Raw genomic sequence first — 9,250 nt, forward strand, 5'->3', positions numbered from 1 at the left:
CACGGCGGGTGGTGCTGCGTGCGCATGGGCGGTCCGTCGGCTTTCTAGGGGCGGTGCGATCCGTGAGCAGTATTTATATATGCCGTCCGCTTTGCAAGACGTATGAAAACATTCATGCGCGATTTGAGTTGAATGATCCCCGTACGTAGCCGTGTGGCCGGAAGGTGGGGGTGACCGCCGGTCGGTGGCGGCCGGACCGTCTTCAGTCCTTCAGGAAGAACTGGTGCTGCTCGGCGACCTGTTCGTAGTCCTCCAGGCGGGCCTGGGTGCGCTCCGGGTCGGCGTCGGTCATGGCCTGGAGCAGCGCGGCGGACATCACGCCGGGCGCCGCGTAGGAGTCGAAGACCAGGCGGGAGCCGGTGCCGGTGGTGAAGGTGACGTCGGCCTCGTCGGCCAGCGGGCCGAGCGCCAGGTCGGTGATCAGGGCGACCCGCAGGCCCGCGCCGCGCGCGACCCGGATCGCGGTCAGCGTCTCCTGGGCGTGCCGCGGCATACCGAACGCCAGTACCCAGGTGCCGCCGGCCTCGCGGGACTGCAGCAGCGCGTCGTAGGCCACGCTGCCGCCCCGGGTCACCAGTCTCACGTCGGGGTGGATACGGCGGGCGGCGTAGGCGAAGTACTCGGCCAGCGACACGGAGATGCGCAGCCCCAGCACGGTCAGCGGGGTCGACTGCGACAGCTCACGGCCGAGCCAGATGACACGGTCGGGGTCGGCGAAGTCCCGCCGGAGGTTCTCCAGGTTCTGGATCTCGGCGTCCACGGCCGCCTGGAGTTCGTTGCTGCGGTCCTCGTCGGCCGCGCTGGGACCGCCGGCGAGGGCGCGCAGCGCGATCGACTGGAGCTTCTCCCGGAGCGCGGGGTAACCGCTGAAGCCGACCGCGGTGGCGAACCGGGTCACCGACGGCTGGCTGACGCCGACCCGGTCGGCGAGGTCGGTGATCGACAGGAACGCGGCCTCGGTGATGTGCTCGATCAGGTACTGGGCGATACGGCGCTGGCCCGGGGACAGCCGCGGTCCGTCGAAGAGCTCCCTGAGCTGGGAGGTCGGTGCAGCTGTCGCCTCCGGAACGGTCTTGCCCGAGGTGATCGCGGACGCCTGTGCGCGTGCCTGCTGCGGCGATGACACCGGTGCGCCTCCTTTGTCTCCCACGAAATCTCAACATAGCCCACGGACCGTGGTGACCAGGGGGTGTGCGAGGGGGTCAGCGCCGATAGATGGTGATCGAATGACCGACCTCGTCGATCGGGCGACTGCTCTTGATCAATTCGGCTAGTTTTCCGCGCGCCTTGGCGACCCAGGAGTCCGACACGACCAGCAGGCCGTGCACGTCACCCTCCGGCACCTTGCGCGGATCGGACGCGTGGACGCCGTAGTACGACGGGACCCCGCTGCCCTTGTACACGAGCCAGATCCGCTCGCCCCGGTACCGCTGCTCCAGCCGGTCGGCGAGACGGCCCAGGTCCTGGCCCCAGTCCACGTTGGAGTCGTGCAGCCGCAGATGGGTCTTGGCCGGTCCGCCGAACGCCTCGTTGGAGTACGGCAGGTAATACGGGTACGTCCGCAGCGAACTGACGGCGACGAACAGCACAAGGGCCCCCGTCACCGCGCGCCCCCACCGCCACCGCACCGCTAGGACACAGGCTCCCCCGACCGCCAGGAACATCGGCACGAACACCGCGTACCGGGTGCCGAAGTCCCGCGACCCGGTCATCGCCGCCGCCAGCAGCACGGCGGGCGGGAGCAGCACGTACGGAGCGGCCGGCCGCAGCCGCCGTACCGCGACGACCGCGACGGCGCCCGCCGCCCACAGCGCGAGCATGCCCAGCGGGGTCTTCACCAGCAGGGCGGCCGGCAGGTAGTACCAGAGCGAGCCCGTGTAGAGCCGGCCGAACAGATAGCCCTGCCACGGGTAGTTCTCCAGACCGAACTGCACGCGCATCCCGGCCCGGAACGCCCGCGGGAAGGGCAGCAGCTCGACCAGGCGCGCACGCAGTCCGTGCACGGCGGGCACGGCCTCGGCGGGCGTGAACCGCAGCCGCGGGTCCACCACGAGATACGTCACCCAGACGACGGCGATCGCGGCCAGCGCCACCACGCCCGCGCCCGCGAGCCCGAGCAGCAGGGTCCTGCGGCGCTCGGCACGCCCCTGCGGACGGCGGGCGTGCCACACGGACACGAGGGCGAGGACCATCAGCACCGGAATCGCGGGCAGTGCGCTCATCTTGGTCGCCACCGCCGCCCCGAGCGCCGCCCCGGCGAGCGGCAGGTACAGACGTGGCCTGCGCCGGGCCCGCCACACCAGCCATGCCGACGTCAGCACGAACCCCGCCGTCGGCACGTCCAGTGTGGCCAGCGAGCCGTGGGCGATGACGTCGGGGGAGAGGGCGTACAGGGCCAGCGCCGTCAGCCCGGCCGCCGTACCGGCGACCTCCCGCGCGAAGGCGAGGACGACCAGCCCGAACAGCAGCGTCAGCGCGATCATGGGGAGACGGGCCCACAGCATCACCCGCCACGGGTCGTTCCCGGACTCGTACAGCAGATGCTGCCCCACCTGGCCCTGGCTGCCGGGGAACGAGGCGTCGTAGTGCGGATCGGCGACCGCCACCCCCGCCATGATCACGAGCTTGCCGAGCGGCGGGTGCTCGGGGTTGTAGCGCAGGCGGTGCTCGTGCAGATAGTCGGTGGCCGTGGCGACGTACACCGGTTCGTCGACCGTCGGCGTCTGCTGCGCCGCGGCGGTCACCATCGCCACGGCCATCTGGGTGAGCAGCAGCACCACGAGGAGCGGCACCAGCCACCGTCGGCGGCGCCGCAGGCCCTCGTACAGACGTACGGATGTGCTCGCGCGCTCCGCCTGGTGTCCACTGCCGTCGCGGACCTCGGGATCGAGGACCGGTTGCTGTTCCCGCGCCATCATCCGCCCTGCGGTGACAGCCGCCGTGTGGTGGCGGGAGCGATCAGGAGCCGCGTCATGGCCCTACTGTCGCACCGCTCCCGCCACCAGGCGGGTCACCGCCTCACGAGTCGTACCGACAGACCCTCTGCCGTATACACGGGTACGGCCCGGAGCTGGTCGGAGTTCACCTCCACGCGGTCGAACTGGCCGCGCAGCAGAGGGACGTCCACGACCGGCAGCGTGCTGCCCGCCACCGGTGGGCGTTCCGTGTCGAGCCGCAGCGACAGAACGGCGCCCCGCCCCAGCACCGCCCGGTGCTTCACCACGAGCGGCGCCTTGCGGCCGGAGCGCAGCGTGAGCTCCAGCGTGCCGGAGTCCTGGGTGTAGACCCCCCGCACGCGCACGCGCTCGTCCACCCGCAGCGTCCCGCCCGGGACTCGCACGTCACCGTGGCCCAGCGAGTCCTCCGAGCCGGCCACCAGCGTGCCCGCCGCGAGCACGGTCCCGCCCGTGTACCGGTTGCGGCCGGTCAGCGTCAGCGTGCCGGTGCCCCGCTTCGTCAGACCGCCGCACCCGTCGATGTCGTTGCGCCAGCTGTCGGCCGCGGCGAAGCCCCCGGCGGCCGTGTCCAGCGTGACCGTGACGTCGGAGTCGAAGGCGCCGTAACCGTCCGCCGCCGCGAAGAGGTTGAGGCGGCCCCACTGCTCCACGCCGTCGAGCAGCACGTATCCGGAGGGCAGCCCGGTGGTGCGCAGCACCTCGCGCCGCTGCGCCGCGTCCAGGTACGGCAGCCGCGTCTCCAGCAGCACCTCCGCGCCCTTGGGCACGGTCAGCGGCAGGTCGCGGCCGTGCCGGGTCAGGACGTACGTCAGCCGGGGCGTGGCGGCCTCGGCGTTGGCCTCGCGGTCGGCGTACGGGTCGGTGTCCGGGCCGGCCGAGTGCGCGTAGGCGTACAGCGTGTCGGCGGTCGTCCCCGTCTGCTGCTGGAAGTAGGCGAGGGCCTGCGCCCGCGCCGCCGCCTTGAGGCCGGCGTTCGCCGGGTCGGCGAGGGTCGCGGCGGCCAGGGCCGTGGCCATCACGCGGCCGCCGATGACGTCGACGGTGTTGTGCATACCGGCCACGATCCGGGTGTGGCTGAGTTCCAGGGCGCGGGTCACCAGCTCCTGGAAGCGCTCGGGGACCGCGTACGCGTACGCCAGTCCCGCCAGGTGGAACGCGTTGGTGTGCCCGCTGGGGAAGCCGCCGTCGTCGGTGGGGGACGTGCCGCGCTGGCGCAGCAGCTGCGGGGCGACCACCACGTCCGACTCGTACACCGGGTACCCGAGCGCGTCGGTCTTCCCGGTGTCGACGACCTCGCTGTCCTCGTTCATGCGCCATGGACGCGGGTACTGGTAGGCGTACTTGGCGGGGTTGCCGGAGGCGTAGGGGCCGCGCACGGTGTCGACCAGCTCGGCGACCTTGCCCAGCGCGGAGTCGTGCGAGCCCGCGCCGAGCGCCGAGCCCGCGGGGGCGCCGGCCGGTACCGCGTCGCTGATCGTGGTCGCGGGCGTGCCGTCGGGGGCGCTCGTGATGGACGTGACCGCCTGGGCACCCGACTTGTACAGGTCGGCGAGCGGGCCGAGGCCCGCGATCATCGCGTAGCTCTGGTGCTGCCGGTCGTGGACGAACGCCTCCTTCGCCTCGGCGTCCGTGCGCTCCGTCGTGATCCGGGCGCAGTAGCGCATGTTGGCGCGCAGCACCTCGGGCCGCAGCGGAGTGCCGGTGTTCCAGGCGGATCCGGTCTTCCACACCTGGGCGAAGCCGCCGAGGATGCGGACCACCGCGTTGGTCTCCGGCGTCTGGTTCGCGATGACGTTCGTCCGGTAGTCGTCGACGAACGCGGCGGCGGCGGTCGCGGCCTTCGCGTCGGCTGCGGCCAGCCACGTGACGAAGGCCGGGGCCGCCAGCACCCCGGCCGACGCGCCGAACGAGGTCTTGAGGAAACCGCGCCGGTTCACGGCGGGTCCACGGGCCGACGAGTCAGAGCGGTGCCCGGCGGGTGACGGCATGAGTGTGCCTCTCTTGAGTTCTTCGGCCGTACGGCCGGGGGCGATCCACGTGGACGACGGGACGGGTGATGCTGTTCGGCTTTTGTCGGTCCCGTGGGAAAGAAGGTGAACGAGCGAATATCTAGGGCCGGTTGGTGACCCGATGACCAGGGCACGGCGGCCGGGACGTGTCCCGCGCGTGAACGGGGCCCGCGTGGTTCACAGAAACGCACGTGCCAGTGCCAACGCGCCCTCCACCGGCGGCACTTGCAGGGGCTGTGGCCAGGTGCCCGGCAGGGCCGCGGCGAGCGCGGCGGTGAAGGCGTCGTACAGGCGCGGCTGGGTGAGGACGGTGCTGCCCGCGACCACCACGTCGTCGACGGCGACACCGCGTTCGGCCAGCCGCACGACGAGTGCCGCGAGGGAACGGCCCCCGGCGGCGATCACGTCGCGGGCGAGGAGCGAGCCCGCCTCGGCGGCGGCGAAGAGGACCGGGGCGTGCCGGCCCCACTGTGCGGAGACGTCGGTGGCGCTCTCCAACGCCGCGCCGAGCGCCGGGACTTCGGCCACGCCGAACGCGGTGAGAAGCCCCGCCGCCAGCGCGTCCGGAGCATCCCCGAGGTCGTGGGCGGCCCAGACGGCCCGCGCGGCCTCACGGACCAGTCCGGCCGCGCCGCCCTCGTCCCCGAGGACCGCGCCCCAGCCGCCGACCTGCAGGGGAGTGCCGTCGGCGCGCCGGCCCACGGCCACCGAGCCGGTGCCGGCGACCAGGCCGACGCCCTTGTCCAGGCCGGCCGCGGGGACGAGGAGTTCGGCGTCGCCCACGACCGTGGCGGGCACGTCGAGGAGGTCCCGCAGTGCGGTACGGATCTCCGCGCACTGGCGGGGGGTCTCGCAGGCGTGCCCGCCGACGGCGAGGGCGGAGGGGCGGGTGCCCGCGGGCAGCGCGTCGCGGACGAGCGCGGCCAGCCAGCCGGCCGCGGCCCCGGGGTCGTGCGGCCGCCAGCCGCTGCTCGTACGGATGTGGTCGGCGACCATGTCGTCCCCGGCCATCGCGCGGAGATGGGTCTTGGTGCCGCCCACGTCGATACCGACTACGACAGGGCACGAAGGGGGTGCGTCCTGCACGGATCCTCTTTCGTCGTTGCAGTGGCCGCGACGGCGGGCGAACCGTGTCTGGACAGAGGAGGGCGAGAACTAGGGAAGCCCCGGGACGGGCCTCTGACGGAGCACGGCAGGCGAGTACCGTGAAGTTCGTTAGGAAACTAACTAACGAAGTATGGTGCGTCAAGAGTCAGCACGTACCCGACCACCGGAACGCCCCCGACCGGGCCGCCGCGGGGCGGGAACGCGCCATCTCAGGGCAACCCATCGCCGCATCCCCGAGCCGATCGACCTGGGAACGCGGCCCTCGACCCGTGTGGGGGAACTGTGGAACACGACCTGGCGGACGCCCCCCGCCTGACCGAGAGCGCGAACACGGTGTTCGCCGTGCTGGCCCAGGCGGGCAGCGCGACCCGGCCACAGCTCGCGAGCCTCGCGGGGCTGTCCAAGCCGACGGTGTCCTCCGCCGTCTCGGAACTGGAGAGCGCCCGGCTCGCCGCCCATTCCGGCACCGCCTCCAGCGGCACGGGCCGTACCGCCGCCGTCTACCGGCTCGGACCGGCCGCCGGAGCCGTGCTCGCCGTCGACCTCGGTCCCGCCCTCACCCGGGTGCGCGGCTGCGCCCTGGACGGCACCCTGCTCGCCCAGGCCACCGGCTCCCGGGCGGACGCGGCCGATGTCGTACGCGAGGCCCTCGACGCGCTGCCCGCCGACGCCCCGCTGCGCACCATCGTCGTCGCCGTCGGCGACGTCACCCGGCAGGAGCGGGGCACCCGAGTGCGCCCCGCGACCGCCAAGGCCGGCCCCGTCTTCGACGCCATGGCCGTCGCGCTGCCGCCGGGCGTTCCCGTCCACCTCGAGAACAACGTCAACTGCGCCGCGCTCGCGGAGTTGCACGAGGGCGCCGCCCGCGGCCGTCACACCTTCGGCTACCTGCGGATCGGCGTGGGCATCGGCCTCGGCATCGTCGTCGGGGGCCAGGTGCTGCGCGGGGCGAACGGTGCCGCCGGAGAGCTGGCCCGGCTGCCCTATCCCTGGGACGAGAACCGTGAGCCGCGCCAGGAGGCCCTGGAGCAGTACATCGGCGCACGCTCCCTGCTGCGCCGGGCCGCGGAGGCCTGGCAGGACACCGACGGGCCGCGCCCGAACACCGCCGAGCGGCTCTTCGCCCTCGCCGGGACGGGCCGGGCCACGGCCCGCGCCGTCGTCGGCCGTCATGCCGCGGACATCGGCCGGCTCGCCGCCGCCGTGGTCGCCGTGCTGGACCCGGGACTGATCGTGCTCGGGGGCAGCACCGGCGCGGACCCGCAGCTCCTGCCCGGAGTACGGGCCGAACTGGAACGGCTGAGCTGGCCCACCGAGGTGGTGAGCAGCACGGTCGGGGACCTCGGTACCGTCGTGGGCGCCGCCCGGCTCGCCGTCGCCCGGGGAGTCCAAACCGTGACCGAGGCCGAGTGGACGAAGGATTGACGGCCTCGGACTCGGTCTGCCAATGTCCGGACAAGCGCTTTCTACGTCGGCCGGGACGCCGACTCTGGGTGAGCCTCCCGCCCGTACGCGAAGTACGGCAGCCGCACGAGGGCGTGCTTGTGCGACGACGGCCCTCATGGCCGGGGACCCCACCCGTCAAGGCGACGCGGCCGGGCGAGGCCGCGCCCCCGGAAAACGCAATCTCCCGCAAAATGCACCCGTGCCGCCTCGGCTGGCGCCGTGCTTCTTCCGCTACGACGAAAAGGGATTGAAGATGACCACTGTGGGTGTGCGGCGCTCCCGCCGACTCGGCCGCGGCGGTATGCGCCGCCTGCTTCCTCTCGCTGCCGTGGCCTCGGCAGGAGCCCTGCTGCTCTCCGCCTGCGGGTCGGGGTCCGGCTCGGGCGGGGGGACCGCGAAGTCGCTGACGTTCTGGATCTCCACGGTTCCGGGGCAGGACGCGGGCTGGAAGAAGCTTGTGGCGCAGTACAAGAAGGAAGCCGGCGTCAACGTCAAGCTCGTCAACATCCCCTACGACGGCTACCCGACGAAGCTGCACAACGCCGCACAGGCGAACTCGCTGCCGGATGTTGCCGACGTGCCGGCCCTTGACCCGATCTGGTCGAGCAAGCTGATCGACCTCAGCTCCATCGCCAACAACAAGAGCAACAACATCAACGCCAACTTCCTCGCCAAGGACTCGTCCGGGAAGGTGCTGTCCATCCCCTCGGACGTCACCGCGTCCGGCCTGTACATCAACGAGACGCTGTTCAAGAAGGCCGGCGTCTCCTTCCCGACCTCGCCCCAGAAGACCTGGACCTGGACCGACTTCATCAAGGCGGCGAACAAGGTCCGGGAGAAGACCGGCGCCAAGTACTCCCTGACGTTCGACCAGTCGCCGTCCCGGCTGCGCGCCATGGTGTACGAACTCGGCGGGCAGTACGTCCACGCGGACTCCTCCGGCAAGTTCTCGGTGGACGCCGCGACCAAGAAGGCCGTGAAGTACTTCGTCGGACTGAACGACGACAAGACCATGCCGAAGTCGGTGTGGACCAGCGGCGCCGACCCGTCGGCCATGTTCCAGAGCGGTGACGTGGTCGCCTACTGGTCCGGCGTCTGGCAGGTTGCCTCCTTCGCGGACAGCATCAAGAAGTTCGACTGGGCGAGCGTCCCGACCCCCGCCCAGCCGGTGCAGGCCAGTGACGTCAACAGCGGCGGCATGATGGTGGGCTTCAACAACAACGGCGCCGCGTCCACCGCCGCGAAGAAGTTCCTGTCCTGGGTCTACACGCCGGCCCACTACCAGGAGCTGTGTGAGGCGTCCGGATTCCTGCCGGTCGAGAGCGGTCTGACCCCGAAGTACCCCTTCACCTCCGACGCGGCGCAGGCGGCGTTCAAGCTGTACAACGAGGAGATCCCGCTCTACGCCCCGATCTCGGGTTACTTCAACGGCGCGCAGACGAACTGGGTGCTGAAGGGCAAGAGCCTCACCGAGGACCCGACCAAGACGGAGCTGGGCAAGGCGATCAACGGCCAGCAGTCGGCCGACAAGGCTCTGGAGAACATCGTGGCCGGCTACAACCAGCAGGTCGGCGGCGGATCGTAGGCCACAGGGCGGGGGGGGGGGGGGGGGGCACCCCCCCCCCCCCCCCGGGCCCCCCCGCGGCCGGGGGGGGGGGGGGGGGCCCCACCCAAAACCGACCCCCCCCCCCGGGGAGGCAGGTTTGAAAAAACCCCCCCCGCCGGGGCGCC

6 protein-coding genes are annotated in these 9,250 nt (G+C 72.1%); 2 read left to right on the forward strand and 4 right to left on the reverse strand.

Features of this window, described 5'->3' with window-relative positions; translation table 11 throughout:
- Positions 1–202 precede the first annotated feature (202 nt).
- The 4 genes from ACIPSA_RS20235 to ACIPSA_RS20250 all read right to left on the reverse strand — a co-directional run bounded on the left by ACIPSA_RS20235 (position 203) and on the right by ACIPSA_RS20250 (position 6,052).
- Positions 203–1,126 carry a MurR/RpiR family transcriptional regulator gene (locus ACIPSA_RS20235; RefSeq protein ID WP_402636629.1) on the reverse strand — a complete coding sequence of 308 codons (924 nt, stop codon included), beginning with the start codon at positions 1,124–1,126 and terminating at the stop codon, positions 203–205.
- A gap of 76 nt (positions 1,127–1,202) precedes the next feature.
- Positions 1,203–2,918, reverse strand: coding sequence for an ArnT family glycosyltransferase (locus ACIPSA_RS20240; RefSeq protein WP_402636632.1), 1,716 nt, complete (start codon positions 2,916–2,918; stop codon positions 1,203–1,205).
- Between the two features lie 92 nt (positions 2,919–3,010).
- Positions 3,011–4,945: a phosphatase PAP2 family protein gene (locus tag ACIPSA_RS20245; RefSeq protein ID WP_402636635.1), complete on the reverse strand. Its 1,935-nt coding sequence runs from the start codon at positions 4,943–4,945 to the stop codon at positions 3,011–3,013.
- Positions 4,946–5,143: 198 nt separating this feature from the next.
- Positions 5,144–6,052 carry an N-acetylglucosamine kinase gene (locus ACIPSA_RS20250; protein ID WP_402636639.1) on the reverse strand — a complete coding sequence of 303 codons (909 nt, stop codon included), beginning with the start codon at positions 6,050–6,052 and terminating at the stop codon, positions 5,144–5,146.
- Positions 6,053–6,355: 303 nt separating this feature from the next.
- Between ACIPSA_RS20250 and ACIPSA_RS20255 the strand changes: the two genes are divergently transcribed.
- Positions 6,356–7,498, forward strand: a complete 1,143-nt coding sequence (locus ACIPSA_RS20255) for an ROK family protein (protein ID WP_402636642.1) — start codon at positions 6,356–6,358, stop codon at positions 7,496–7,498.
- A gap of 274 nt (positions 7,499–7,772) precedes the next feature.
- Positions 7,773–9,104 carry an extracellular solute-binding protein gene (locus ACIPSA_RS20260; RefSeq protein ID WP_402636645.1) on the forward strand — a complete coding sequence of 444 codons (1,332 nt, stop codon included), beginning with the start codon at positions 7,773–7,775 and terminating at the stop codon, positions 9,102–9,104.
- Positions 9,105–9,250: the final 146 nt, after the last annotated feature.

It is taken from the genome of Streptomyces sp. NPDC086549, assembly GCF_044746205.1.
Taxonomy (GTDB): Bacteria; Actinomycetota; Actinomycetes; order Streptomycetales; family Streptomycetaceae; genus Streptomyces.